The organism is Falsirhodobacter xinxiangensis (assembly GCF_004959935.1).
GTDB classification, from domain to species: Bacteria; Pseudomonadota; Alphaproteobacteria; order Rhodobacterales; family Rhodobacteraceae; genus Falsirhodobacter; species Falsirhodobacter xinxiangensis.
The window spans coordinates 12,375-36,229 of the sequence record NZ_SMYN01000002.1 but is presented as its reverse complement, the minus strand read 5'-3'; the positions used below and the strand labels follow the sequence as shown (position 1 = coordinate 36,229).

Annotated in this window: 23 protein-coding genes, 1 pseudogene and 1 riboswitch; of the genes and pseudogenes, 10 read left to right on the top strand and 14 right to left on the bottom strand. The window is 67.8% G+C overall.

Annotated features, from left to right (window positions below):
• Positions 1 to 7: 7 nt before the first annotated feature.
• From E2K76_RS02340 to yajC, 7 genes are all read right to left on the bottom strand, one after another.
• Entirely contained in the window at positions 8 to 661 is a 654-nt protein-coding gene (locus E2K76_RS02340) for a DUF4167 domain-containing protein (RefSeq protein ID WP_136682666.1), read from the bottom strand.
• Between the two features lie 225 nt (positions 662 to 886).
• Positions 887 to 1,696, bottom strand: coding sequence for a peptide chain release factor N(5)-glutamine methyltransferase (gene prmC, locus E2K76_RS02335; RefSeq protein WP_136682665.1), 810 nt, complete (start codon positions 1,694 to 1,696; stop codon positions 887 to 889).
• Positions 1,693 to 2,748 carry a peptide chain release factor 1 gene (gene prfA, locus E2K76_RS02330; protein WP_136682664.1) on the bottom strand — a complete coding sequence of 352 codons (1,056 nt, stop codon included), beginning with the start codon at positions 2,746 to 2,748 and terminating at the stop codon, positions 1,693 to 1,695. Before prfA ends, prmC begins: the two co-directional genes overlap by 4 nt.
• 1 nt (position 2,749) lies before the next feature.
• Entirely contained in the window at positions 2,750 to 3,109 is a 360-nt protein-coding gene (locus tag E2K76_RS02325; RefSeq protein WP_136682663.1) for an Mth938-like domain-containing protein, read from the bottom strand.
• The gene (gene secF / locus E2K76_RS02320) at positions 3,109 to 4,080 is read right to left on the bottom strand and encodes a protein translocase subunit SecF (protein WP_136682662.1); all 972 of its coding nucleotides are present in this window, start codon (positions 4,078 to 4,080) and stop codon (positions 3,109 to 3,111) included. The genes E2K76_RS02325 and secF overlap by 1 nt, the downstream gene beginning before the upstream one ends.
• A gap of 9 nt (positions 4,081 to 4,089) precedes the next feature.
• Entirely contained in the window at positions 4,090 to 5,757 is a 1,668-nt protein-coding gene (secD, locus tag E2K76_RS02315; protein WP_136682661.1) for a protein translocase subunit SecD, read from the bottom strand.
• Between the two features lie 22 nt (positions 5,758 to 5,779).
• Positions 5,780 to 6,103, bottom strand: a complete 324-nt coding sequence (yajC, locus tag E2K76_RS02310) for a preprotein translocase subunit YajC (RefSeq protein WP_136682660.1) — start codon at positions 6,101 to 6,103, stop codon at positions 5,780 to 5,782.
• Positions 6,104 to 6,308: 205 nt separating this feature from the next.
• On the opposite strand from yajC, the gene serS reads away from it, so the two are divergent.
• On the top strand, positions 6,309 to 7,598 hold the full coding sequence (gene serS / locus E2K76_RS02305; RefSeq protein WP_136682659.1) for a serine--tRNA ligase: 1,290 nt from the start codon (positions 6,309 to 6,311) through the stop codon (positions 7,596 to 7,598).
• Positions 7,599 to 7,602: 4 nt separating this feature from the next.
• Here serS and E2K76_RS02300 read toward each other — a convergent pair whose 3' ends face one another.
• Positions 7,603 to 8,193 (bottom strand): lytic transglycosylase domain-containing protein, encoded by a 591-nt coding sequence (locus E2K76_RS02300; RefSeq protein WP_136682658.1) that lies wholly within the window; start codon positions 8,191 to 8,193, stop codon positions 7,603 to 7,605.
• A gap of 129 nt (positions 8,194 to 8,322) precedes the next feature.
• Here E2K76_RS02300 and ssb point away from each other — a divergent pair, with 129 nt between their 5' ends.
• Positions 8,323 to 8,844 (top strand): single-stranded DNA-binding protein, encoded by a 522-nt coding sequence (ssb, locus tag E2K76_RS02295; protein WP_136682657.1) that lies wholly within the window; start codon positions 8,323 to 8,325, stop codon positions 8,842 to 8,844.
• Positions 8,845 to 8,873: 29 nt separating this feature from the next.
• Here the strand turns inward: ssb and E2K76_RS02290 are convergent, their stop codons facing one another.
• The 4 genes from E2K76_RS02290 to cobU are packed head-to-tail and all read right to left on the bottom strand — an operon-like array spanning position 8,874 to position 13,404.
• The gene (locus E2K76_RS02290) at positions 8,874 to 11,156 is read right to left on the bottom strand and encodes a Tex family protein (RefSeq protein ID WP_136682656.1); all 2,283 of its coding nucleotides are present in this window, start codon (positions 11,154 to 11,156) and stop codon (positions 8,874 to 8,876) included.
• A 60-nt stretch (positions 11,157 to 11,216) separates the two neighbouring features.
• Positions 11,217 to 11,951, bottom strand: a complete 735-nt coding sequence (locus E2K76_RS02285) for an adenosylcobinamide-GDP ribazoletransferase (RefSeq protein WP_136682655.1) — start codon at positions 11,949 to 11,951, stop codon at positions 11,217 to 11,219.
• Positions 11,948 to 12,904 (bottom strand): nicotinate-nucleotide--dimethylbenzimidazole phosphoribosyltransferase, encoded by a 957-nt coding sequence (gene cobT / locus E2K76_RS02280; protein ID WP_136682654.1) that lies wholly within the window; start codon positions 12,902 to 12,904, stop codon positions 11,948 to 11,950. Before cobT ends, E2K76_RS02285 begins: the two co-directional genes overlap by 4 nt.
• Entirely contained in the window at positions 12,901 to 13,404 is a 504-nt protein-coding gene (gene cobU / locus E2K76_RS02275; RefSeq protein ID WP_136682653.1) for a bifunctional adenosylcobinamide kinase/adenosylcobinamide-phosphate guanylyltransferase, read from the bottom strand. The genes cobT and cobU overlap by 4 nt, the downstream gene beginning before the upstream one ends.
• Before the next feature lie 79 nt (positions 13,405 to 13,483).
• Between cobU and E2K76_RS02270 the strand changes: the two genes are divergently transcribed.
• Genes E2K76_RS02270 through cobD form a run of 4 tightly spaced genes read left to right on the top strand, consistent with a single transcriptional unit; the run spans position 13,484 to position 16,687 of the window.
• Positions 13,484 to 14,047, top strand: a complete 564-nt coding sequence (locus E2K76_RS02270) for a histidine phosphatase family protein (protein WP_136682652.1) — start codon at positions 13,484 to 13,486, stop codon at positions 14,045 to 14,047.
• Positions 14,023 to 14,817 carry a propanediol utilization protein gene (locus E2K76_RS02265; protein WP_136682651.1) on the top strand — a complete coding sequence of 265 codons (795 nt, stop codon included), beginning with the start codon at positions 14,023 to 14,025 and terminating at the stop codon, positions 14,815 to 14,817. Before E2K76_RS02270 ends, E2K76_RS02265 begins: the two co-directional genes overlap by 25 nt.
• Positions 14,808 to 15,734, top strand: a complete 927-nt coding sequence (gene cbiB, locus E2K76_RS02260) for an adenosylcobinamide-phosphate synthase CbiB (protein WP_220432163.1) — start codon at positions 14,808 to 14,810, stop codon at positions 15,732 to 15,734. Before E2K76_RS02265 ends, cbiB begins: the two co-directional genes overlap by 10 nt.
• On the top strand, positions 15,731 to 16,687 hold the full coding sequence (cobD, locus tag E2K76_RS02255; RefSeq protein ID WP_136682650.1) for a threonine-phosphate decarboxylase CobD: 957 nt from the start codon (positions 15,731 to 15,733) through the stop codon (positions 16,685 to 16,687). Before cbiB ends, cobD begins: the two co-directional genes overlap by 4 nt.
• Here cobD and E2K76_RS02250 read toward each other — a convergent pair.
• Both E2K76_RS02250 and cobO read right to left on the bottom strand, forming a co-directional pair.
• Positions 16,667 to 18,106, bottom strand: a complete 1,440-nt coding sequence (locus E2K76_RS02250) for a cobyric acid synthase (RefSeq protein WP_136682649.1) — start codon at positions 18,104 to 18,106, stop codon at positions 16,667 to 16,669. The genes cobD and E2K76_RS02250 overlap by 21 nt on opposite strands.
• A gap of 1 nt (position 18,107) precedes the next feature.
• Positions 18,108 to 18,743, bottom strand: a complete 636-nt coding sequence (gene cobO / locus E2K76_RS02245) for a cob(I)yrinic acid a,c-diamide adenosyltransferase (RefSeq protein WP_136682648.1) — start codon at positions 18,741 to 18,743, stop codon at positions 18,108 to 18,110.
• Positions 18,742 to 18,926, top strand: a riboswitch (cobalamin riboswitch). It overlaps the preceding gene by 2 nt.
• A gap of 85 nt (positions 18,927 to 19,011) precedes the next feature.
• Here cobO and E2K76_RS02240 point away from each other — a divergent pair.
• The 4 genes and pseudogenes from E2K76_RS02240 to E2K76_RS20735 all read left to right on the top strand — a co-directional run.
• Positions 19,012 to 19,359: a DUF1636 family protein gene (locus E2K76_RS02240; protein WP_220432162.1), complete on the top strand. Its 348-nt coding sequence runs from the start codon at positions 19,012 to 19,014 to the stop codon at positions 19,357 to 19,359.
• On the top strand, positions 19,356 to 20,348 hold the full coding sequence (gene cobW / locus E2K76_RS02235; RefSeq protein ID WP_136682646.1) for a cobalamin biosynthesis protein CobW: 993 nt from the start codon (positions 19,356 to 19,358) through the stop codon (positions 20,346 to 20,348). Before E2K76_RS02240 ends, cobW begins: the two co-directional genes overlap by 4 nt.
• Positions 20,348 to 23,422: a cobaltochelatase subunit CobN gene (cobN, locus tag E2K76_RS02230; protein ID WP_136682645.1), complete on the top strand. Its 3,075-nt coding sequence runs from the start codon at positions 20,348 to 20,350 to the stop codon at positions 23,420 to 23,422. Before cobW ends, cobN begins: the two co-directional genes overlap by 1 nt.
• Positions 23,419 to 23,616, top strand: a pseudogene (locus tag E2K76_RS20735) (precorrin-3B synthase); the annotation flags it as partial. The gene cobN and the pseudogene E2K76_RS20735, both read left to right, overlap by 4 nt.
• Between the last annotated feature and the right edge of the window lie 239 nt (positions 23,617 to 23,855).

The following is a 23,855-nucleotide window of genomic DNA, read 5'->3' as shown; positions in this document are numbered from 1 at the left end:
CCTTTTGTTACTCTGCTGCCTCGCGCGGGCCGCCGTCGGACCCGTCGCCTTCGGGTTTCTTGCGCGGACGGCGGGTATTGGCGCGGCGCGGCGCTTCGCCCTCTGCGGCCGGCTTCGGCGCACGGGGCGCACGCGGGCGGCGGGCGGGCTGTGCATCCACAGCGCGTTCTTCGGGCGTATCGACGAGGTTGCTTTCAACTTCGGGCGACAGGTCCAGCACGGGCTGTGCCGGCTCCACAGGCGCAGGCGCCGGTGCGGGCTCCTCTGCGACGCGCGGCTCCTCCTCGACCCGGGGCTGCTCGCGCCGTTCGTGGCGCTGATCGCGGTTGTCGTCGCGGCGCTGCTGGTTCTGGTGCTGGTGGTGATGGCCCTGCGCGGCCTGCTGCGCCTGACGCGCCTCCTGCTCGGCAGCCATCTCGCGCTGCGCCTCGCTCAGCATCCGGGTATAGTGTTCGGCATGCTGAAGGAACGCCTCTGCGGCGACACGGTCGTTGGAAAGCTGTGCATCACGCGCCAGATGCAGATACTTTTCAATGATCTGCTGCGGCGTGCCGCGAACCTTGCCTTCCGGGCCGGAGCTGTCGAAGACGCGGTTCACGATATTGCCCAGAGGGCGCGGACGGTTCGACTTCGAACGCGAGCGGGACTTGGAGGATCTCATACTGTCCTTAATCCGAATGATCTGGCCTTGCCTGACCACATTCATGCGCCTATCAGCGCTGCGCCCATTGTGGGCGGGTCAGACGTGCTGACCGTGCGGCATCGACTTGACGGAAAGAAGGAACGATCACCTTACAGGATCAGTCCCCCTCACATCGTCCAGTAACCACTGTAATGCGATGCTGACAAGGGGTTTATTGGCGTTTGCGCGTGATTTCGCAGGTTTTCAGCTGGGAAGCTGCGCCGAAACCACACGGTCCCTGCCATCCATATCGGGATGGACGGCGACCGCGTCAAGCCCCGCGGCTCGGAACATTGCGGCGACGGCGCTGCCTTGGGTCGGCCCGATCTCGACCATCAGGCGGCCCTTGGGGTTCAGATGCCGCCCCGCGCCCGCCGCGATGGCGCGGTAGGGGCTCAGCCCGTCGCCGCCGGGGGTCAGCGCCAGATGGGGCTCCCACTCCAACACGTCGCGCGACAGGCCCGACATTTCGGATTCCGCGATATAAGGAGGGTTGGAGACGATCAGATCGAACCGTCCCTGAACCGCGGCGAACCAGTCCGAGATCAACAGCTCCGGCGTCAGACCAAGGCTTGCCGCATTGCCGCGCGCAACCTCCAAGGCGGCGGGCGAAATGTCGGTCGCCACCCCTCGCGCCCCCGTCTCGGCCATCAGGGTCAGAAGGATCGCACCCGTCCCCGTCCCCAGATCCAGCACCGATCCGAACGGCTGAGAAAGCGCAATCGCCACCAGCGTTTCGGTTTCGGGGCGCGGGTCCAGCGTGTCGCGAGTGACGTGAAAATGGCGGCCCCAGAACAGGCGGTGGCCGATGATCTGCGCGACAGGCTGATGCGCAACGCGGGCGGCAACCAGCGCCTCGATCTCCGGCGCGGGATCGGACATGTGCAGCATCAGCCGCCCCGCCTCTATGCCCAGGCCGTGGGCCAGTAGCATACGCGCATCACGCGCCGCGCCGTCGATGCCTGCGGCAGCAAGCCGCGCGGTGGCGGCCCGCAGCGCCTCGGCGACGGTCATGCTTCCATCTCGGCCAGTTTGGCGGCCTGATCATGGGCGGTCAGCGCGGCGATGGTTTCCGACAAGTCGCCCTGCATGATCTGTGTCAGCGCATAGAGCGTCAGGTTGATCCTGTGGTCGGTCATGCGTCCCTGCGGGAAGTTGTAGGTGCGGATGCGCTCGCTCCGGTCGCCCGATCCGACCTGCGCCTTGCGATCGGCGGCGCGGGCGCTGTCGGCTTTCTCGCGCTCCAGCTCGTAAAGACGGGCGCGCAGGACCTGCATGGCGATGGCGCGGTTCTGGTGCTGCGACTTTTCCGAACTGGTGACGATGATCCCGGTCGGAAGGTGCGTGATCCGCACCGCCGAATCCGTCGTGTTGACGTGCTGTCCGCCGGCGCCCGACGCGCGCATCGTGTCGATGCGGATGTCGGTGGCGGGAACGTCGATCTCCACCTCCTCGGCCTCGGGCAACACGGCGACGGTCGCGGCCGAGGTGTGTATGCGCCCCCCCGCCTCGGTCTCCGGCACACGCTGGACGCGGTGGACGCCGGATTCGTATTTCATCTTGGCGAAGACCCCCTCGCCCTGGATCAGCGCCGTCAGCTCGCGGATGCCGCCCAGATCGCTTTCGGTCAGGTCGATGATCTGGAACTGCCAACCCTGCGATTCGGCGTATTTCTGATACATGCGCAGCAGATCGCCCGCAAACAGCGCCGCCTCCTCGCCGCCCGTGCCGGGACGGATTTCAAGGATGGCAGGGCGCGCATCGGCGGCGTCCTTGGGCAGCAGCACGATGCGCAGCGCTTGCTCCATTTCCGGAATGCGCGCCTTCAGGGCCGGGATCTCATCCTCGGCCAACGCGCGCATCTCGGGGTCGGCCAGCATCGCCTCCGCCTCGGCCAGATCGTCCAGCGACTGGCGATAGGCGTCGATCTGGGCGACCACCGGCTTCAGTTCCGAATATTCGCGGGAAAGCGCGGCTATCTCGGCCGGGGCTGCACCTGCCGACAGCTTCGCTTCGATGAATTCGAAACGCCGCGCAATCTGCGCCAGCCTGTCCATCGGAACCATGTCAGCCCTCGACCGGAAGGATCGCAACGGCGATGCGGCGCCCTTCGGACAGGATCACGTTATAGGTGCGGCAGGCGGCGGGGGTGGACATGATCTCGACCCCGATCCCTGCTTCCTCCAGTGCCTGGCGAAAGGCGACGGGCGCGTGGGCGATCTCGGACCCCATGCCGAGGAACAACACGTCGATCCGCCCCGCCAGCGCCATCGGCGTCGCGGTATCCTCCAGCCCGCCCCACGGCGTCGCCGCCCAGGGCGAGACCAGCAGCGGGCCGCGCAAAACCTTGCCCGCGATCCGGAAGAAGCCCGGACCATACCCGTCGATCGGCTGCGCCTCGGGGTAGGAGATTTCTTCCAGATGCATCAGGCGTCGATATCCGCGAAGGTGGTTCCGGCCTTCTTCTTCTCCTTCGGCTCGCGGTTCACGCCGAGCCAGAGCACGAAGTTCTTGGCCATATAGATGGAACTGTAGGTGCCGAGGACCACGCCAAAGGTGATTGCCGCCACGAATCCGCGCAGCACGTCGCCGCCGAAGATCAGCAGCGCGATCAGCGACAGCAGCATCGTCGCGACCACCATGACCGTCCGGCCCAGCGTTTCGTTCAGCGACAGGTTCATCAGATCGCGCAGCGGGGTCGTCTTGTATTTCTGCAAGTTCTCGCGCAGGCGGTCGAAAACCACGACGGTATCGTTCACCGAATAGCCCATGATGGTCAGAAGCGCCGCCACCGTGGTCAGGTCGAACTTGATCTGGAACAGAGAGAACAGGCCCACCGTGACGATCACGTCATGCAAGGACGCAAGCACCGTCCCCAGCGAGAACTGCCATTCGAACCGCATCCAGATATAGATGCCGATGCCCGCCGCCGCCGCCAGAACCGACAGCACTGCGGATTGGATCAGCTCGCCCGACACTTTCGGCCCGACGGATTCGACCGAAGTGAAATTCACCGCCGGATCGACCTTTTCCAGCTCCGCCTCGACCTGCGCAATCATCTCGGGCGTGACGGATTCGCTGTCATCCTGTGCTTGGATGCGGATCTGCGCCACATGCTGGTCGGCGCGGAAGGAAGGATCGTAGACCTCGGTTATGACGACATCGCCAAGGTCCAGCGCCTCCAGCGCGCTGCGGTATTCGCCAAGGTCGATCTCGGTCGTCGTCTCGGCACGGATGGTGGTGCCGCCGCGGAAGTCGATGCCGAAGTTCAGCCCCATGATCGCGACGATGATGACCGAGGCCACCATCGACAGGATCGCGAAACCGAAGGTCAGCGCCTGGTTCTTGAAGAAGTCGATCTTCGTATTGTCGGGGACGAGTTTCAGACGGAATGCCATGATGTAACCTCAGACCACGATTTTCTTGGGGCGACGCCAAGCATACCACGTCGCGATCAGCGTGCGGGTCATGTAGACGGCGGTGAACAGCGATGTGATGATGCCGATGCCCATGGTGACGGCGAACCCGCGCACGGCACCCGAGCCGATGACGAACATGATGACGGCCGTCACAAGTCCCGTCACGTTCGAATCGGTGATGGCGGACAGCGCCTTCTCGAACCCGATATCCATGGCGCGGACGGGGGATTTGCCCTCTCGCAACTCCTCGCGTATCCTCTCGAAGATCAGCACGTTCGCATCCACCGCCATACCCATGGTCAATGCGATGCCTGCGATCCCCGGCAGGGTCAGCGTGGCGCCCAGCAGCGTCAGGATCGCGAGCAGCATGATGATGTTGATGCCCAGCGCGACGGTCGCAAGAAAGCCGAACCAGCCATAGCAGGCGATCATGAAGACCGCGATCGCCAGCATCGCCACTATGGAGGCCATCTGCCCCGCCGCGATGCTGTCCGCGCCAAGCTCCGGCCCGATGGTGCGTTCCTCAAGGAAGCTCATCCCCGCGGGCAGCGCGCCCGCGCGCAGAAGGACCGCAAGCTCGGTCGATTCCTCGACGGTGAAATTGCCGGTGATGATGCCCGACCCGCCCGAGATGTGGGATTGGATCGTGGGGGCCGAGATCACCTCGTCATCCAGAACGATGGCGAAGGGACGGCCGATGTTGTTCGCGGTATAGTCGCCGAAGCTACGCCCGCCCGAGGCGTTGAAGCGGAAGTTCACGGCGGGGCGGTTGTTCTGGTCGAACGCGGGCTGCGCATCGACAAGCTGCTCGCCCGTGACGACCGGCGTCGTCTCGACGATGTAATAGATGCCCTGCTCGTTCAGCGACGGCAGGACGGCCTGACGCGGGCCCGGCTGAGCATTCGCGTCCTGCGTCACGTTGACGACGCTGTTGAAGGTCAGCTGCGCGGTCGTTCCGATCAGCGATTTGAGCTCCGCCGCCGATCCGATGCCGGGCACCTGAATCAGGATGCGGTCGTCGCCCTGCCGCTGGATCGTCGGCTCGCGCGTGCCAACCTCGTCCACGCGGCGGCGGATGATCTCAAGGCTCTGGAGCATGGTGCGCGTGTCGGTCGCGGCGCGTTCGGCCTCGGTCAGCTGCACGCTGATCGTGTCGCCTTCCGCACGAACGTCGATGTCGCTTTGGCCCATGCCCGTCACCGAAGTGACCGGCTGCGCCAGCGCGCGCACCAGTTCGACCGCGCGGGCGATCCCCTCGGGGTTGGAGATCTGGACCTTCAGCACGCCCGGCTCGGATGTGACACGGCGGACGCTGCCCACCTGATCGCGGGCGCCGCGCAGTGCGTCGCGCACCTCGGGCCACATGTTGTCGATCCGGTCGGCATAGACGTCCGAGACATGCACCTCGGCCAGCAGATGCGCCCCGCCCCGAAGGTCGAGGCCAAGGCTCATCAGCCCCGAGGGCAGCCAGTTCGGCCACAGGGCCAGCGCCGCCTCCTGCTCGGGGGTGGAATTGCCCCCGGCATCGGCGATCTCGGCCTTTGCGTCATTATGGCTTTCGACCCGGCCATAAAAGGCGTTCGGCAGCGCGATGAGGATCGCAAGGGCGCAGACGCCCCAGATCAGCACCCGCTTCCACAGAGGTATTTGCAGCATCTTATGTCCGGATCGTTCTGGGTCAGGCGGCGGGTTCGGTTTTCGACACGACCTGCGCGATGGTGTGGCGCAGGACCTTCACCTTCACGCCGGTCGCGATTTCGACCTCGACCTCGTTGCCTTCACCGACATGGGTGACTTTGCCAAGGATGCCGCCCTGCGTGACGATCTGGTCGCCACGGCGCAGCGCCTCGACCATCTTGCGGTGATCCTTCAGTTTCTTCTGCTGCGGGCGGATCAGCAGGAAATACATGATCCCGAAGATCAGGATCAGCGGCACGAAGCTGGTCAGGGCGCTGGCAGCGCCGCCAGAGGCGGCTTGGGCGAATGCGGGGGTGGCGAACATGTCGGTCCTCGTCCTACGTCGGGGAAAACCCCCGGAAATTGCGGTGGCGCACCGTATCCGGCAGGGTATCCGATGGCAAGCGCGTGACTTCGGGGCATTTACGCGCACCCGCAGGGCTTGCGAAAGCCCCATGACGCCGAAGTGAAGGGTTCACGCGGGCGCAGGGATCGGGCATACCGTGCGCGTCATACACGAGGACAGACCCATGCACGACATCCGCGCCATCCGTGAAAACCCCGCCGCCTTCGATGCGGCGCTGTCTCGCCGCGGCTTGGCCGGTCTGTCGTCGCGCGTGCTGGCCATCGACGAGGCCCGCCGCGCCCGTATCCTGTCCGCCGAAACCGCACAGGCCGAACAGAACCGCGCCTCCAAGGAGGTCGGCGCCGCCAAGGCCGCCGGGAACGAAGCCGAGTTCGAGCGTCTGCGCGCGCTTGTGGCCGAGAAGAAGGCCGAGATCGCCCGCCTGAACGAGGAAGCCACCGCCGAGGATGCCCGCCTGCGCGAGCTGCTGCTGACCATCCCGAACCTGCCGCTGGCCGACGTGCCCGAGGGCGCGGACGAGGATGGCAACGTCGAGATTCGCACGTGGGGCACCCCGCGCCAATTCAACTTCGCCCCGAAAGAGCATTTCGAGATTCCGGGCGCGGCGGCAGGCCTCGATTTCGCAACTGCGGCCAAGCTGTCGGGCAGCCGCTTCGTCGTTCTGCGCGGCGCTGCGATGCGCGTTCACCGCGCGCTGGCGCAGTTCATGCTGGACACCCATGTCGAAGACCACGGCCTGACCGAGACATGGACCCCGGTTCTGGTCCGCGACGAGGCGATGCTGGGCACCGGGCAGCTTCCGAAATTCGCCGAGGACAGCTACCAGACCACCAACGGCTGGTGGCTGATCCCGACATCCGAGGTGACGCTGACGAACACCGTCGCGGGCGACATCCTCGATGCGGCGCAGCTTCCGATCCGCATGACCGCGCATACGCAATGCTTCCGGTCCGAGGCGGGGTCGGCGGGCAAGGACACGTCCGGGATGCTGCGCCAGCACCAATTCGAAAAGGTCGAAATGGTGTCGATCACCACCCCCGACCAGTCGGCTGCGGAACACGAGCGCATGACCGGCTGCGCCGAGGCGATCCTGCAAAAGCTGGGCCTGCCCTATCGCGTGCTGGTGCTGTGCACCGGCGACATGGGCTTCGGCGCGACCAAGACCCATGATCTGGAGGTGTGGCTGCCCGGTCAGGACACCTACCGCGAGATTTCTTCGGTGTCCGTCTGCGGCGATTTTCAGGCACGGCGCATGAACGCCCGGTTCCGTCCCGTGGGCGGCAAGCCGGAATTCGTCCACACGCTGAACGGCTCGGGGCTGGCCGTCGGGCGCTGCCTGATCGCGGTGCTGGAGAATGGTCAGCAGGAAGACGGATCGGTCGAGCTGCCGGAGGTGCTGCACCCCTATCTGCGCGGCAAGACCCGGATCACGCCGGACGGCCAGCTGGCCTGAAGCACTAGCCGCCGAGGATTACCTTCACGTAATTCTCGGTTTCGGCATAGGGCGGGATGCCGCCGTGTTTTTCGACCGCCATCGGCCCTGCGTTATAGGCGGCCAGCGCGTGCCGCCAGTTGCCGAAGCGGTCATACATCATCTTCAGATACCGCGCCCCGCCATCGAGGTTGGAGCGCGGATCGTCGATATCCGCCCCCACCAGCCGCGCCGTGTCGGGCATAAGCTGCGCCAGCCCCCGTGCGCCCTTGATCGACAGTGCCGCCGCGTTCCAGCCCGACTCCTGCTGCACCAGCCGCAGGAACAGATCGGGAGGGATGCCATGCTTGGTCGCCGACGCGCGGGCATCGGCCAGATATTCGCCGCGATAATTGCCGGTAAAGCGCGGCAGCGGGATTTCCTCGGCCTTGGGGCGCGGGGGTTGCAGGCGGGTCGAGCCTTCGTATTGCTGCGACGCACGGCGATCCAGAACCGAGGTCCGCGCCTCGAACGCCGACATCTTGCTGCGCCCCGAGGTGGAAAGGCTCAGCCCCTGCGCCATCACAGGCCCCGCCACAGCCGCGCCAAGCGCAGCGATCAGGAACATCCCCCGCATCCGTCCGCTTCCCCATCCGTTGTCGGCAGCGACTATACCCGGATTTTGCCTCCGCGCCAGCGTTTCGCAGCGGTTGCGGGGAAAGCCGCCGGGGTGTAATCCATTCGGCAAAGAACACGAGAGGAACACATGGCAGGTTCGGTCAACAAGGTCATCATCGTCGGCAATCTTGGCCGCGACCCCGAGGTTCGCAGCTTTCAGAACGGCGGCAAGGTCTGCAACCTGCGCGTCGCCACGTCCGAGACATGGCGCGACCGCAACTCGGGCGAACGTAAAGAGCGCACCGAGTGGCATTCCGTTGCGATCATGGACGAAAACCTCGTGAAGGTGGCCGAGCAATACCTGCGCAAGGGCTCGACCGTCTATCTGGAAGGCCAGCTTGAAACCCGCAAGTGGCAGGACCAGTCGGGTCAGGACAAATACACGACCGAAGTCGTCCTGCGTCCCTTCCGCAGCACGATGACGATGCTGGGCGGGCGCGGCGATGGCGGCGGTTCGTCCTCGGGCGGCGGGTATGAGGAGCGCGGCGGCGGCTACGACTACGAAGGTGGCTCGTCCTCGGGCGGGCGCAGCGGCGGATCGCAACCGCGCAGCGGCGGTTCGGGTGGCGGCGGTCGCAGCACCGATTTCGACGACGAAATCCCGTTTTGATGAAAAGGGCGGCCGATTGGCCGCCCTTCCTATTTCCGCAGCCCCTTCAGCGCATCCGCGAACGCCCCGCCACCCGAAGATTGCGGTGCCGACTGCATCGGGCCGCGCGCACGCTCGCGTTTTTCCTGCGGCGCGGGGGCCGCGCCGCCATCCTTGCGCATCGTCAGGCCAATGCGTTTGCGCGGCACATCCACCTCGGTCACGCGCACCTTCACCACGTCGCCCGCCTTCACCACCTCGTGCGGGTCCTTGACGAAACGATCGGCAAGCTGGCTGACATGGACCAGCCCGTCCTGATGCACACCGATATCGACGAAGGCACCAAAGGCCGCGACGTTGGTGACCGTGCCTTCCAGCAGCATCCCCGGTTTCAGGTCCTTGATGTCGTCCACGCCTTCGGCAAAGGTCGCGGTCTTGAAGCTGGGGCGCGGGTCGCGGCCCGGTTTCTCCAGTTCCGCCAGAATGTCGCGCACAGTGGGCAGTCCGAAGCGTTCGTCGATGAAATCGCGCGCGTTCACCGATTTCAGCGCGGCGCTGTCACCCATCAGCGCACGCAGGTCGCGCCCACAGGCGGCAACGATGCGCCGCGCAACATCATAAGCCTCGGGGTGGACCGATGAGGCATCCAGCGGTTCCTTGCCATCTGGAATGCGCAGGAAGCCCGCCGCCTGCTCGAACGCCTTCGGCCCAAGACGTGCCACTTTCAGCAATTCGCGCCGGGTGTTGAACCGACCCACGGAGTCGCGATGCGCCACGATGCTTTCGGCCAGCGATGCGCCCAGCCCCGACACCCGCGCCAGAAGCGGGGCCGAGGCGGTGTTCAGGTCCACCCCGACCGCGTTCACCGCATCCTCGACCACGGCTTCCAACTGTTTCGACAGGCGGTGCTGGTCCACGTCATGCTGATACTGACCGACGCCGATGCTTTTCGGCTCGATCTTCACCAGTTCGGCCAGCGGGTCCTGCAAACGCCGCGCGATGGACACCGCGCCGCGCAAGGACACGTCCAGCCCCGGAAATTCCTTCGCAGCCAGTTCGGACGCGGAATAGACGGACGCCCCTGCTTCGGACACGATCACCTTCACCGGCTTATCCGGCAGGGCCGAGATCACGTCGGCGACCAATTTCTCCGTCTCGCGGCTGGCGGTGCCGTTGCCGATGGCGACCAGCTTCACCCCAAGCGCGCGGATCATCCGCGCCAGATCGGCAGAGGCCCCGCGCAGGTCGTTCTTGGGTTGGAAGGGATAGATCGTCCCCGTCTCCAGCACCTTGCCCGTCGCGTCGATCACCGCCAGCTTGCAGCCCGTGCGGACGCCCGGATCGACGCCCAGCGTGACCTTGCCCCCCGCGGGCGCGGCCAGCAGCAGATCCTTCAGGTTCCGCGCGAACACATTGATCGCCTCCGCCTCGGCCCGCTCGCGCATCTCGGCCATCAGGTCCAGCGTCAGCGAGGTCCGAAGCTTGATCCGCCACGCCCAGGCCGCCGCCTCGCGCAGCCACAGATCGCCCTTTCCCTGCCCCGCCGCGCCCAACGCCGCGCCGGCCATCCGTTCGGCCGGGCTTTGCCCGCGCGGGGCGTCGGCGTCGATCTCCAGATCCAGCATCAGGAAGCCTTCGTTCCGCCCGCGCAGCATGGCCAGAACGCGGTGACCCGCTGCCTTGGACCAATCCTCGGTATGCGCGAAATAGTCCGAGAATTTCGCCCCCTCGGCCTCCTTCCCCGCGACAACTTTCGCGGCGATCCGCCCCACCGATTTCATATGCGTGCGCAGACGGCCGAGCAGGTCGGCATTCTCGGCCAGCGCCTCGGCCACGATGTCGCGTGCGCCTTCCAGCGCGGCCTTGGTATCCGGCACATTCTCGGTGACGAACCGGCCCGCCAGCGCCGCCGGATCCTGCGTCCGGTCGGCAAGGATCGCATCGACCAGCGGCGCGAGGCCGTTTTCCCGTGCGATCATCGCCTTGGTCCGGCGTTTCGGCTTGTAGGGCAGATAGATGTCCTCAAGCTCGGCCTTGGTCATCACCTTGCCGATCTGACCTTCCAGCGCATCCGTCAGCTTGCCCTGATCGCGGATCGAGGACAGAATCGCCGCCCGCCGCGCTTCCAGCTCCCGCAGATAGGCGAGCCGTTCGGCCAGCGTGCGAAGCTGCGTGTCGTCCAGCCCCCCTGTCACTTCCTTGCGGTAACGGGCGACGAATGGGACCGTCGCGCCGCCGTCCAGAAGCTCGATCGCGGCCGCCACCTGCCGGGCCTCGGCCGAGATTTCGGCGGCGATCAGGGCGGGAATGCGGCGGATGGGGTCGATGATCATGTCGTGGCTCCGTTCAGGGAGGGCCACCTTACCCAAAGCCCGCGCCCGGCAAAAGGGATGCTAGCGCATCGCCGCGAAGGCAATCCACCCGGCGACCGAGCCGAGCACCTGCGCCGCGCCAAGAACATCCCCCGTCAGACCGCCAAGCCTGCGTTGTGCGGTGGCGGCGACCGCCATCTGCACCGCAATCACCGCCGCGAAAAGCGCAAGCGCCCCCGGCACCAGCAACAGCGCGACCGCGAGCCCGATCAAAAGGGCGCTGGCGACGCGTCCCCAGTCCAGCCCTTGCGCGGCGGCGGCCCCGAATCCGCCTTCCCGCGCCTGCGGCATCAGGATCATCGGCAGCGCCAGCCCTGCACGGCTGATCGCGCCGATGGCGATCATTCCCTGCCAAAGCGGAGCGGCCGCGATCAGCGAGGCGAGCAGTCCCACCGCCAACATCAGCGCCAGTGCCCCATGCGCGCCAATGCGGCTGTCGCGCATGATCTCCAGCCGCCGTTCGGGCGTGGTGCCCCCGCCGTAGCCATCGGCCAGATCCGCGAGCCCATCCTCGTGCAGCCCGCCCGTGACCAGCGCCCCCGCCGCGATTGCCAGCAAAGCCGAGGCCAATGGCGGCAGGCCCAGCGCATCGCCCGCCCAAAGCGCCGCCGCGCCGACAGCGCCGACGATCAGCCCGGCCAGAGGATAGGCCCAGACCGCCGCGCCCATCGGAACCACCCGCACGATCCGCCCCACGGGCAGGCGGCTGAGCGTCATCACCGCTAGTCGCGCCTCGTCCAGCCGGGCGCGGATCATCCGATCCCGGCCTCGGCAAAGGTCGCCATGCCGTCATGCATCGCCGCCGCCGCCCGCACAACCATCAGCGCAACCGCGGCCCCAGACCCTTCGCCCAGCCGCATCCCCAGATCGAGGATCGGCTCCTTGCCCATCAAAGCACAAAGCCGCGCATGCCCCGGCTCGGCGCTGCCATGGCCGATCAGGCAATGTTCCAGCGCCTTGGGCCCAAGGGTCGCCGCAGCGGCGGTGCAGACGAACCCGTCAAGGATGACCGGAATCCGCGCCTTCCGCGCCGCCAGAACCGCGCCGCAGATCGCCGCCTGCTCCCGCCCGCCGAAGGCCCGAAGCGCACCCAGAGGCTCGCGCAGCAGGCCCGCGTGAAGCGCCAGCCCCTCGTCCACCACCCGCGCCTTGAGCGAGATGCCCTGCGCATCGGACCCCGTCCCCGGCCCCACCCAATCGGCGCCGGTCCCGCCGAACATTGCCGCGGCAAGCCCTGCCGCGACCGTCGAATTGCCGATCCCCATTTCGCCCAGGATCAGGATGTCCGCGTCTGGATCGACCGCCGCCGCGCCCGCATCCATCGCTGCGCGAACCTCGGCCTCATCCATCGCCGGGGCGGCGGTGAAATCCTGCGTCGGCCGGTCAAGGTCCAGCGCAACCGCCGAAAGCTGTGCCCCCGCCACGCGGCAAAGCTGATTGATCGCAGCCCCTCCGGCGCGGAAGTTGGCGACCATCTGGGCCGTCACCTCTTGCGGGAACGGATTCACGCCGCGCGCGCAGATGCCATGATTGCCCGCAAAGACCAGCGCCTGTGCCGCATCGAGGCGCGTTCCCCGCCACCCCGCGAGGAATACGGCCAGTTCCTCCAGCCGCCCGAGGCTCCCGGAGGGCTTCGTCAACTGTGCCTGACGGGCAAGCGCCTCGGCTCGGGCCGCGATGTCGGCTTCAGGCAGCGATGGTGCGCTCATCCCTTCACCCTCAGCGGCAGGCCCGCGACGGTGAATTCGACCTCGGCCGCCACCGTGGCCACCATCTGGTTCAGGATGCCCTGCGCATCGCGGAATGCGCGTCCAAGAGGAGTCTCCGGCACCAGACCCATGCCGACCTCGTTCGAGACCAGCACCACCGGCGATGTCTGCACCGCCAGCGCACGGGCCAGCGCCTCGCCCTCGATCCGCCAGTCGCGGCCCGCCAGCATCAGGTTGGACAGCCAAAGCGTCAGGCAGTCCACCAGCCGCGGCCCGATTCCGTCGGTCGCCAGCAGCGCCGCGCACAGGTCGGTCGGGGCCTCGACCTCGTGCCAGCCATCGCCGCGCTGGGCGCGGTGAGCCTCGATGCGGGCGCGCATCTCGTCGTCGCCGGCGGTTGCGGTGGCGATATAGACGGGCTGGCCGCCAAGCGCCCGGACGCGATCTTCCGCGTGACGGCTCTTGCCCGACCTTGCACCCCCGGTGACAAGCAGGATCATCCCGCCCCCTTTTGATGCTTGTGATGGGGGCGCACAAAGCACTAAACCAACGGCGAAACAAGGGGCTGAACCGCTGCCGATGAACGAGCTTGTGCTGATCCGCCACGCGCCCGCCCTGACGGGAGGACTTGTCACGGGCCGCCGGGACGTGGCCGCGGATCTTCCGCCAGCCGCCGCGATGGCCGAGGCTGCCCTTCGCATCGGTCCGGTCGCGCGGGTCATCTCCAGCCCGGCGCAGCGATGCGTTCAGACCGCCCATGCCCTTTGGCCCGCGCGCATTCCGGTCACGGACGCCATCCTTTGGGAACAGGATTTCGGCGCTTGGGAGGGGCAGCCGCCATCGGTGATGCCCGACCTTGGCCCGCAGCCGCGCGAGGCGCTGGCAGAGATGTCCCCACCCGGCGGCGAAAGCTTTGCCGATCTTTGCGTGCGCACATGGCCCGCATTGGACCGGATCGCCGCAGCCGAGGGGCGCAGCGCCGTGCTGTGCCACGCCGGGACCATCCGCGCCGCGCTGGCGCTCGCCCTGGACGACATCGGGGCCGCGCTCGCGTTCGACGTCGCCCCGCTGTCGGTCACCCGCCTTGCGCGCGTGGGCGATGCGGGCTGGGCGGTGCGATGCGTCAACCTTCTCCTGACATGATCCTGCGCGTCGCCGGGCATTTCGGGGAACTTTTACAGGGCCGGATCGGGGAAGATATCGCGCTGATCACCCTGCCCTGCGATGCCCTCTGGGTGGAGGGGCGGCGTCTGCCCGGTGCTTTTTCGGTGCATGGCCCGGCCAAGGTGCAACTGCGCCGGCTGCTGCGCGGCGCGTCCGGGCGGTTCATTCTGCGCGCCACGATGCCGCCGGGCGGCGGGGCTGGCGCTTCGACCGCCGCTCTGGTCGCCGCAGCACGGCTGATGGGAGAGACCGACCCTCTGCGCATTGCCGCCGCCTGTCTGGATGTCGAAGGCGCAAGCGATCCGCTGATGTGGCCCGCGCCGGAACGGCTGCTTTGGGCGTCGCGCCGTGCGGCAGTGCTGGAGCGCTTGCCGCCGATCGCCGGGCTGGAGGTTCTTGGCGGCTTTGTCGGACCACCCATCCGCACCCGCGCGGCGGACCGGCATTTTCCCGACATCGCCGATCTTGTCGCGCGCTGGTCCGGCGCTTGCAGCGATGCCGCGCGGCTTGCCGAACTTGCCACCCTTTCGGCCATGCGGACGCTGGCGCTGCGCGGGCCAGCGGGCGATCCGACCGCCGCACTGGCGGCACGGCATGGCGCGCTTGGCTGGTCCATCGCACATACCGGATCGGCACGGGCGCTGCTGTTCCGCCCCGGAGCCGTGCCGCCGCTTGCTGGTGCGGACCTGCGCGCTGCCGGTTTCCGCCACATTCGCCAGTTCCGCGTGGGAGATCGCCCATGTTCCTGACCGCCATGGCCCTCGCCCTTTGCATCGAGGCGGCGTTTGGCTGGCCCGCCCGCTTCTACGCCCGGATCGGCCATCCGGTGACATGGATCGGCGCCGCAATCGCAGCAGCCGAGGCGCGGCTGAACAAGGGATCGGACACGGCCCGCCTGCGGAATGGGGCAGTCGCCGCGCTGGGCGTCGTGATCCTGACGGTCGGGATTGCGATGCTGATCCAGCGCATGGTCCCCGGTGGCTGGGCGGGCACGATCCTGACCGGGGTGCTGTGCTGGCCGCTGGTGGCCGCGCGGTCGCTGCACGATCACGTTGCGGCCGTGGCCCGGCCCTTGGCGGCGGGGGATATGGACGGGGCGCGCAGCGCGGTCGCGATGATCGTCGGGCGCGATCCGGCGCAGCTGGACGAGGCGGGAATCGCCCGCGCCGCCATCGAGAGCCTGTCCGAAAACGCCTCGGACGGGGTTATCGCGCCGCTATTCTGGGGGGCGCTGTTCGGCCTGCCGGGGATCGCGGGATACAAGGCGGTGAATACGCTCGATTCCATGATCGGTCATCGCAGCGACCGATACCTTCACTTCGGGCGCGTGGCGGCACGGCTGGACGATGCGGCGAACCTTGTTCCCGCTCGGCTGACCGCGCTGGTTCTGGCGCTGGCAGCAGGGCGGAACGTGGCGCGGGGCACGGTCGCCGATGCGCCGCGCCACCGATCGCCCAATGCCGGATGGCCCGAGGCGGCGATGGCCCATGTGCTGGGCATCCGCCTTTCGGGGCCTCGCGCCTATGCCGGACATGTAACGCCCGAGCCGTGGCTGAACGAGGGCGCACGCGATCCGGCTGCCGACGATCTGGCCGGTGCGCTGCGGATATTCCGCCGGGGCGTGCTGCTGGCCGGTTTGGTGCTTTTGCTTGGAGGTCTGGCATGACGCGCGATCACGGCGGCAATATCGACGCTGCGATGGAACGGTTCGGCGGGACGGGCTGGATCGACCTGTCCACCGGGATCAACCGCTGCCCCTATCCCATCCCGCCGCTTCCGCCAGAAGCGTGGACGGCCCTGCCCACCGCTTGTGCCAAAGCTGCGCTGATCGCTGCCGCCCGCAAAGCCTGGGGCTGCACCGCGCCGATGCTGGCCACCGCCGGGGCACAAGCGGCGATCCAGATGATCCCTCGCCTGCGCCCGTCGGGCCTCGCACGGGTGCTCTCGCCCACCTATAACGAACACGCCGCCACGCTTGCCGCCGCTGGTTGGCGGGTGGAACCCTGCGCCGATCTTGCCGCACTGTCCGGGGCGGATCTGGCCGTCCTCGTCAATCCCAACAATCCCGACGGGCAAAGCCATGCGCCCGAGGCGCTTGCGGCGCTGGATGTCGGGCTGCTGGTGGTGGACGAAAGCTTTGCCGACCCGGTTCCCGACCTGTCGCTGCTGGCGCAGGCGGGGCGTCCGGGGCTGCTGGTGCTGCGGAGTTTCGGGAAGTTCTATGGCCTTGCCGGGGTCAGGCTTGGGTTCGTTGCGGGGCACGAGGCCGATATTGCCGCGCTGGGTGCGATGGCAGGGCCGTGGCCCGTGTCCGGCGCCGCGCTGGAGATCGGGCGCGTGGCACTGGCCGATGCGGACTGGGCGGGGCAGACGGCCCGGCGGCTGGCAGAGGATGCGCGGCGGGCCGATGCGCTGGCATCCGGCGCCGGCTGGCGGCTGGTCGGCGGGGCGCATCTGTTCCGCCTTTACGATGCCGGCGATGCCGTCGCCGCGCAGGAACGCCTTGCCCGCCACCGGATCTGGAGCCGCATCTTCCCCTGGCACGACCGCTGGCTGCGGCTGGGCCTTCCGGGAACCGAGGAGGAATGGGCGCGCCTCTCAGCCGCCCTTGGCAAGTGACAGAAGACCCGTCACGTCCAGATGCGCCTCGACATGCGCGGCAAGGCGGTCCAGCACATCCTCGACCCCGGCGGCATAGCGCAGGTCCGACCGCACGCCCAGATCGGCAAGGAAGGCCGCGCGGAAATCGTCATCCGCGAACATGCCGTGAAGATAGCTGCCCATGACCAGCCCATCGGCAGAGACCGCGCCTTCGCCCCGTCCATCGACAAAGGCGAACGGGCGCGCGCAATCTGGGCCATCCGTGCGCCCGATGTGGATCTCATACCCCTGCATCGTCAGCCCCGTCGCCGCGTGCCGCGCCGTCACCCGCGCCAGATGCTTGTCGGGTGACATCACCGTTCGCACGTCCAGCAATCCAAGGCCCGGAGCGGCACCGGAATGCCCCTCGATCCCCTGCGGATCATTCACCGTCCGCCCAAGCATCTGATACCCGCCGCAGATGCCCAGCACCCGGCCGCCCCGGCGGCGATGCGCGGCAAGGTCGATATCCCAGCCTTGCGCGCGCAGGAAGTCCAGATCGCCGCGCGTCGATTTCGTTCCCGGCACGATCACCATGGCCGCATCGCCCGGAACCGCCTCGCCCGGACGGACCATGATCAGCTGCACACCCGGTTCCGACGCCAGCGGGTCCAGATCGTCGAAATTGGCGACACGCGACAGGCAGAGCCACGCGATCTTCACGCCCGTGCCGGAGGGGCGCGTCAGGTCCAGCGCATCCTCGGCGGGCAGACGATGCGCCTCGGGGAACCATGGCAGCGTGCCGTATCCCCGCCAGCCCGTGCTATCCGCGATCAGGGCATAGCCTTCATCGAACAGGCGAAGATCACCGCGGAACTTGTTGACGATGAACCCGGAAACACGATCACCGGACGGCAGGACGGCCTTGGTCCCCACCATCTGCGCGATGACGCCGCCCCGGTCGATATCGCCCACCAGCACGACCGGAACGCCCGCAGCATTGGCGAAACCCATATTGGCAATGTCGTTCGCGCGCAGGTTCACCTCGGCCGGGCTGCCCGCGCCTTCGACGATGACGATATCCGCCTGCGCCTCCAGCCGTCGAAAGCTTTCCAGCACCGGGGTCATCAAGGATGGCTTCATCGCGGCATAGTCGCGGGCACGCACCGTCGCCACCCGCCGCCCCTGAACGATCACCTGCGATCCGGTATCCGTCTCGGGCTTCAGCAGCACCGGGTTCATGTCGACGACCGGGTCCACGCCGCAAGCCAGCGCCTGAAGTGCCTGCGCGCGCCCGATCTCGCCACCATCCACCGTCACGGCCGCGTTGTTGGACATGTTCTGCGGCTTGAACGGCAGCACGCGCAACCCGCGCAGTCTGGCCGCGCGGCACAGACCCGCCACCAGCATCGACTTGCCCACATTCGATCCGGCGCCCTGGATCATCAGCGCCGGCATGTCAGAACTCCACCCCCGGCTGCGCCTTGATGCCGCCGCGGAACGGGTGCTTCACCAGCGTCATCTCGGTCACCAGATCGGCCATCTCGATCAGTTCCGGCTTCGCATTGCGGCCGGTCAGCACCACATGCGTCATCGGCGGCTTGTCCCGCAGCACCGCCACCACCTCGGCCACGTCCAGATAGTCATAGCGCAGCGCGATGTTGATTTCGTCCAGCAGGACCATCCGCACTTCGGGATCAAGGATCAGCTCCTTCGCCTTTTCCCACCCTGCGCGGGCGGCGGCGATGTCGCGGTCTTTGTCCTGCGTCTCCCATGTAAAACCCTCGCCCATGGCGTGAAACTGGCACAGTTCGGCGAAATGCGTGGTCAGCAAGCGCCGCTCGCCAGTGTCCCACGCGCCCTTGATGAACTGGACCACCGCGCAGGGCATCCCGTGGGCGATGCAGCGCAGGATCATCCCGAACCCGGACGAGCTTTTGCCCTTGCCCGCCCCGGTATGGACGATGATCAGGCCCTTCTCGCCCTCCTTCGTTTCCATCATGCGGTCGCGGGCAGCCTTGATCTTCGCCATCTTGGCGGCGTGGCGTGCGGCGTCTTCCAAGGGGCCTCCTTGACATTGGGGGGCGTTCGGCATCACTTGGCGCCGCGCCGGTGCCTGCCTTATGGCAGGTGAAAAGGGAATGCGAAAGCAGCCGCCCCCGCGACCGTGAACGGAAAGGTTCGCCCGATCCACTGGCATCCGCCGGGAAGGAGGGAGGACCGCGAGGACCCCCTCGAATCCGTGAGCCGGGAGACCTGCCTGCGTGGAAAGTTGACAAGCGGACGGGGTGTGCCGTGCAGGTCCAGAACGGGGCGGTTCCGCCTCGCGTCCGGCCATGCCCCTCCTGATGAAAGGAACGGCCATGGCGACGCTGCATGTCTGCACCACCTGCCGCGCTGGCAAACCGCTGGATGACGGCCCCTGTGCGGGCGCGCGGCTTCATGCCCTGCTGGCAGGGGCCGAAGGTCTGCGCGTCGTTCCCGTCGAATGCCTCTCGGCCTGCAGTTCCGGCTGCGCCATCGCGCTGACCGGCCCCGGCAAATGGACCTATGTCTATGGCCGCCTGACCGAAGACGACGTGCCCGCGATCCTTGAAGGTGCCGCGCTTTATGCGGGCAGCGCCGACGGGATCGTGCCGTGGCGCGAGCGTCCCACGATCTTCCGCAAGCAGACGCTTGCCCGCATTCCCCCAATGGAGCCTGCCGAATGACCGACCTGACCAAGATCCCCGTCACCGTGATCACCGGCTTTCTGGGCGCGGGCAAGACGACGCTGATCCGCCATCTGATCCAGAACCCGCAGGGCAAGCGGCTTGCGGTGCTGGTGAACGAATTCGGCACGGTGGGTGTGGATGGCGACATCCTGAAATCCTGCGCCGATGAAAACTGCCCGGCCGAGAACATCGTGGAACTGGCCAATGGCTGCATCTGCTGCACCGTCGCCGACGATTTCATCCCCACGATCGAGGCGCTGATGGCCCTGCCCGTCCGGCCCGACCACATCCTGATCGAGACCTCGGGACTGGCGCTGCCGAAGCCGCTTCTGAAGGCGTTCGACTGGCCCGCGATCCGTTCGCGCATCACGGTGGACGGCGTCATCGCATTGGCCGATGCCGAGGCCGTCGCCGCTGGCCGTTTCGTCCCCGAGACCGAGGCGGAACACGACACCCCGCTGGCAGAGGTGTTCGAGGATCAGATCGCCTGCGCCGACATCGTGCTTCTGTCCAAGGCCGACCTTGCCGGCGATGCCGGGATCGCCGCCGCCCGCGCTGCCATCGACACGGCCCGTCCCGTGCTGCCGATGACCGACGGCGTGATCGACCCGCGCGTGATCCTCGGCCTGAACGCCGCCGCCGAAGATGACCTTGCCGCCCGCCCCAGCCACCATGACGGCGCGGACGATCACGAGCACGAGGATTTCGACAGCGCCGTGATCGAGTTGCCCGAGATCGCCGACCCCGAACGGCTGGCCGAGGCGATCCGCACCCTGGCCCGCGACCGTCACATCCTGCGTGTGAAGGGCCATGTCGCCGTGGCGGGCAAGCCGATGCGCCTTCTGGTGCAGGCGGTGGGCGAGCGTGTGCGCCACCAGTTCGACCGCCCGTGGCAGGGCGCGCGCCAGTCGCGGCTGGTGGTCATCGCCGAACATGATCACATCGACGCCGATGCCATCCGCGCGGACCTTCTGGCTGCCCTCTGATGCACGTCGTCTTCCGCGAAAGCCATGGGCTGGAGGAAACGGCCACCCCCTATGATCCCGGGCAGACGCCGGGCGATCTGGTGGTGCTGTCCTTTTCCGACAGCGACCTTGGCGCTTTCGCGGCGGGCTGGCACCGGGCGGGGGATCTGCCGTCATTGCGGCTGTGCAACCTGTCGGCGCTGCGGCATCCGGTATCGGTCGATGCCTATGCCGAGACGGTTCTGACCCATGCGCGGGCGATCCTTATCCGGGTGATCGGTGGCGAACCCTATTGGCCACACGGGCTGGCGGTGGTGCAGGACGTCGCGCGCCGCCGGGGGATCGCGCTGGCGGTCATCCCGGGCGACGGGCGCGAGGATGCGCGGCTCGACGCGCTCTCGACGCTGCCGGTATCGACCCTGCGGCGGCTGTCGTCGCTGTGCGAGGCGGGGGGCGAGATTGCGGCCCATGCCGCGCTGGCGCAGCTTGCGCTGGCGGCGGGTTTCTATGCCGGGCCGGTTGCGGGGACCAAGACGGTGCCGCCGATGGGCCTGTGGCGGGCCAAAGGCATCGAGACGCCGGACCTGCTGGTGGTCTTCTATCGCAGCTGGCTCGTCGCGGCCGACACCGCGCCCATCGACGCGCTGATAGAGGCGTTCCGGGAACAAGGCATCGCGGCGGTTGGCGCATTCGTTCCATCGCTGAAGGCCGAAGGGGTGGCGGATTGGCTGGCGGGGTTTGCGGTGAAGGCCGTGGTCAACGCAACCGCCTTTTCGGCACAGGACGCCACTGGCAGGACGCCTTTCGACGGGATGGACGGCCCGGTGTTTCAGGTGGCGTTGTCCTCGGCCCGGCGCAAGGATTGGGCGGCATCGGACCGCGGCATGTCGCCGCCGGATCTTGCCATGAACGTCGTGCTGCCAGAGGTGGACGGGCGCATCTTCGCGGGGGTGATCAGCTTCAAGGCCCCCTCGCCCCGCGATCCCGACCTGCAGTATTCGCGCTTCGTCCATCGCCCCGACCCATCCCGGATCGACGCGGCGGTCGCACGGGTCATCGCGTGGATCAAGCTGCGCGAGACTTCCAAGCGCCGGATCGCGGTGGTGCTTTCGACTTATCCCGGACGTCCGCACCAGATGGCCCATGCCATCGGGCTGGATGCGCTGGCGTCGGCGCGGGCGCTGCTGTCCGATCTGGGCGCGCCCTCCTTCGACACCTTGGGCGAAATTTCATGGCCGCTGGCGGAGTATCTTGCGGCGCTGCCTCCCGCCTTGCGCGATCGGCTGGACGGCGATCCCGCCGAGGATTGCGCGGGCGGCGCGTTCCGTTTCGTGGCGATCCGCTGCGGCGATGTGCTGGTGGCCTTGCAGCCCGAACGCGGCGGTGCCGCCGACGGGTATCACGATCTGTCCCGCATGCCGCGTCATCGCTATGTCGCTTTTTATCTTTGGCTGCGGGCGCAGGGGATGGATGCGATGGTCCATATGGGCGCGCATGGAACGTTGGAATGGCTGCCGGGCAAATCCGTCGCGCTGTCGGAGGAATGCTGGCCCGAGGTGTTGGTCGGCGCGATGCCCGTCATCTATCCTTTCATCGTCAACGATCCGGGCGAGGCGGCGCAGGCCAAACGCCGCATCGGCGCGGTCACGCTGGGCCACCTGCCACCACCTCTTGCACCCGCTGCACTGCCCGAAGCCCTCGCGCGGTTGGAGCGGCTGCTGGACGAGTATTCGACTGCAGACGGGCTCGACCCCGCGCGCCGCGACCGGCTGGTGGACGCGATCCGCGACGAAGCGCGGGCGCGCGGGATCGAGGACGACCTTGCCCTGCCGCCGGACGCCTTGGATGCGATCCCACGCATCGACCGTTTCGTCTGCGATCTGAAGGAGAGCCGTTTCGGCGACGGGCTGCATGTCTATGGCCAGGCGGATGGAGAGCGCGAGGGGCTGATGGCCGCGCTGTCCGGCCTGCGGGTCGCGGCGGGGCCAGCCGGATCGCCCGCGCGGGGGCGCAGCGACGTGCTCCCGACGGGGCGCAACATGTTCTCGGTCGACCCGCGCGCCGTCCCCAACGGGGCCGCCCACGCACAGGGCATCCGTCTGGCGGAGGAGCTTCTGCGCCGTCACCTTCAGGATCACGGCGATTGGCCGCGCGGGTTGGTGGTCGATCTTTGGGCCAGCGCGACGATGCGCACGGCGGGCGAGGATTTTTCGATGGCCCTGCATCTTGCAGGGCTGGAGCCGGTCTGGGACGAGGCGACGGGCCGCGTGACCGGGGTTGCGATCATCCTGCCCGCGCTGCTGGACCGCCCCCGCATCGACGTGACGTTGCGCGTGTCGGGCCTGTTCCGCGACATCTTTCCCGGTCTGGCGCAGATGTTCGAAATGGGCGCTGCCGCACTGTCGGCGCGGGACGAGGCCGGTAACCCCTATGCCGCGCGCGGCCCCCGCGTTTTCGGCCCGCAGCCGGGACAATACGGGCTGGGGCTGGACGAAACCGACCGCGCGGCTGCGGCGCGCGCATGGCTCGCCGCTTCGTCATGGGCCATCGGCGCGGATGGAGAGATCCGCCACGATCCGGGTGCGATCGCGGATCGGGTGCGCGGGGCGGATGCCTTCGTCCATTCGCAGGACCTTGCCGAAAGCGATCTGCTGCTGGCCGCCGACTATGCCGCGCATCAAGGCGGGTTTGCCGCCGCCGCCGCCGCGCTTGGGGCCGCGCCCACGCTTTACCATCTGGACGCGACCGGCAGCACTCCGCGCGCCCGCATCCTGACCGAGGAGATCGCCCGCATCGTCCGGGCCCGTGCCGCGAACCCCGCATGGGCCGCGGGCATGATGCGCCACGGCTTTCGCGGCGCGGCAGAGATCGCGGCGACGGTCGAACACCTTGCCGCCTTCGCCCGCCTGACCCGCAACGTACCGCCGCATCTGTTCGATCTGTGCCACGATGCGACCCTCGGCACGGATGCCGTCGTGGATTTCATGGGCCAGCACAACCCGGGCGCATTGGCCGCCCTGCGCGATCTGTTCCGACAGATGGCGCTTGAGGGGCTTTGGCAAACCCGCCGCAACTCCATCGCGGCGGCGCTATGAGCGGTTTTGCGGTCAGGGGCTGGTGCCCGACTGCGCTGCGCCCGATGGAATCCGGCGATGGCTGGCTGGTGCGCGTGCGTCCGCCATCCGGTCGGCTGGACGCCGCACAGGTCGCGGGGCTGGCATCGGCGGCGCGGCGGTTCGGGAACGGACGGATCGACCTGACGGCGCGGGCGAACCTGCAGGTCCGGGGCGTCACGGATCATGCGGCACTGATCGGCGCGCTGCGGGACCTGCACCTCGTGACCGAAGACGAGGAGGCGCGCCCGAACGTCATCGCCTCGCCCTTCGGTCCTTCGATGCAGATGCCCGCGTTGCCACCCCTGCCCGCCAAGTTCGGCTTCGCGCTGGATTTCGGGCCGCAGCGTTGGCTGTCACGCAGTTCCGCCGACATCCGTGTGGAACTTGGGCCCTCGGGTCCGATCCTGCGCGC

What these genes read in the sequence shown, in the direction of transcription:
- cobT (WP_136682654.1), bottom strand. Translation starts at nt 12,904, where the DNA reads ATGAGCGCACCATCGCTGCCTGAAGCCGACATCGCGGCCCGAGCCGAG.
- E2K76_RS02300 (WP_136682658.1), bottom strand. Translation starts at nt 8,193, where the DNA reads ATGCGGGGGATGTTCCTGATCGCTGCGCTTGGCGCGGCTGTGGCGGGG.
- secD (WP_136682661.1), bottom strand. Translation starts at nt 5,757, where the DNA reads ATGCTGCAAATACCTCTGTGGAAGCGGGTGCTGATCTGGGGCGTCTGC.
- yajC (WP_136682660.1), bottom strand. Translation starts at nt 6,103, where the DNA reads ATGTTCGCCACCCCCGCATTCGCCCAAGCCGCCTCTGGCGGCGCTGCC.
- cobD (WP_136682650.1), top strand. Translation starts at nt 15,731, where the DNA reads ATGACGCGCGATCACGGCGGCAATATCGACGCTGCGATGGAACGGTTC.
- E2K76_RS02250 (WP_136682649.1), bottom strand. Translation starts at nt 18,106, where the DNA reads ATGCCGGCGCTGATGATCCAGGGCGCCGGATCGAATGTGGGCAAGTCG.
- cobU (WP_136682653.1), bottom strand. Translation starts at nt 13,404, where the DNA reads ATGATCCTGCTTGTCACCGGGGGTGCAAGGTCGGGCAAGAGCCGTCAC.
- E2K76_RS02340 (WP_136682666.1), bottom strand. Translation starts at nt 661, where the DNA reads ATGAGATCCTCCAAGTCCCGCTCGCGTTCGAAGTCGAACCGTCCGCGC.
- cobN (WP_136682645.1), top strand. Translation starts at nt 20,348, where the DNA reads ATGCACGTCGTCTTCCGCGAAAGCCATGGGCTGGAGGAAACGGCCACC.
- secF (WP_136682662.1), bottom strand. Translation starts at nt 4,080, where the DNA reads ATGGCATTCCGTCTGAAACTCGTCCCCGACAATACGAAGATCGACTTC.
- E2K76_RS02240 (WP_220432162.1), top strand. Translation starts at nt 19,012, where the DNA reads ATGGCGACGCTGCATGTCTGCACCACCTGCCGCGCTGGCAAACCGCTG.
- cobO (WP_136682648.1), bottom strand. Translation starts at nt 18,743, where the DNA reads ATGCCGAACGCCCCCCAATGTCAAGGAGGCCCCTTGGAAGACGCCGCA.
- ssb (WP_136682657.1), top strand. Translation starts at nt 8,323, where the DNA reads ATGGCAGGTTCGGTCAACAAGGTCATCATCGTCGGCAATCTTGGCCGC.
- E2K76_RS02285 (WP_136682655.1), bottom strand. Translation starts at nt 11,951, where the DNA reads ATGATCCGCGCCCGGCTGGACGAGGCGCGACTAGCGGTGATGACGCTC.
- prfA (WP_136682664.1), bottom strand. Translation starts at nt 2,748, where the DNA reads ATGGTTCCGATGGACAGGCTGGCGCAGATTGCGCGGCGTTTCGAATTC.
- E2K76_RS02265 (WP_136682651.1), top strand. Translation starts at nt 14,023, where the DNA reads ATGCGTCAACCTTCTCCTGACATGATCCTGCGCGTCGCCGGGCATTTC.
- E2K76_RS02290 (WP_136682656.1), bottom strand. Translation starts at nt 11,156, where the DNA reads ATGATCATCGACCCCATCCGCCGCATTCCCGCCCTGATCGCCGCCGAA.
- serS (WP_136682659.1), top strand. Translation starts at nt 6,309, where the DNA reads ATGCACGACATCCGCGCCATCCGTGAAAACCCCGCCGCCTTCGATGCG.
- cbiB (WP_220432163.1), top strand. Translation starts at nt 14,808, where the DNA reads ATGTTCCTGACCGCCATGGCCCTCGCCCTTTGCATCGAGGCGGCGTTT.
- prmC (WP_136682665.1), bottom strand. Translation starts at nt 1,696, where the DNA reads ATGACCGTCGCCGAGGCGCTGCGGGCCGCCACCGCGCGGCTTGCTGCC.
- E2K76_RS02325 (WP_136682663.1), bottom strand. Translation starts at nt 3,109, where the DNA reads ATGCATCTGGAAGAAATCTCCTACCCCGAGGCGCAGCCGATCGACGGG.
- E2K76_RS02270 (WP_136682652.1), top strand. Translation starts at nt 13,484, where the DNA reads ATGAACGAGCTTGTGCTGATCCGCCACGCGCCCGCCCTGACGGGAGGA.
- cobW (WP_136682646.1), top strand. Translation starts at nt 19,356, where the DNA reads ATGACCGACCTGACCAAGATCCCCGTCACCGTGATCACCGGCTTTCTG.